Genomic DNA, 324 nt, shown 5'->3' with positions numbered 1-324 from the left:
CACTGATAGTATACAACAGGGAAAACTCCCGTCCGCAGGAAGTCACATACAAGGGTAAGCGGACCATCAACCTTGACAGCAGGGGGACTGTCTATCTGTCAAAGACGATGTCAATCGAATTAGGAATCCTCGGCGGCGGACGGGTGAACTTCGCCCACGACGACGAGACGGGTGACTGGTATATCTGCCGGGCCGACGACAGCGAGGGGTTCATCGTCTGGAAGGACAAAAGATGCGCAAGGTTCTCGGCGGGGTTTATCGTGCAGAGGCTCATGCGGCAGGCGAAGGTGGAGAGGAAGAGCGTGCAGTTCATGATGGCGAGGA

Annotated in this window: 1 protein-coding gene; it reads left to right on the top strand. The window is 56.2% G+C overall.

The window, feature by feature from the left end; translation table 11 throughout:
* Positions 1-2: 2 nt before the first annotated feature.
* Positions 3-324: hypothetical protein (locus KTG12_RS22410; protein WP_227226421.1), on the top strand; the 322-nt coding region annotated here is incomplete at its 3' end.

Origin of the sequence: Parabacteroides sp. MSK.9.14, assembly GCF_019041495.1 — a bacterium.
In the GTDB taxonomy this organism is placed as follows: Bacteria; Bacteroidota; Bacteroidia; order Bacteroidales; family Tannerellaceae; genus Parabacteroides; species Parabacteroides merdae.
Note: the sequence above shows the minus strand (reverse complement) of the source record. Positions and strands in the feature narration are given on the sequence as shown.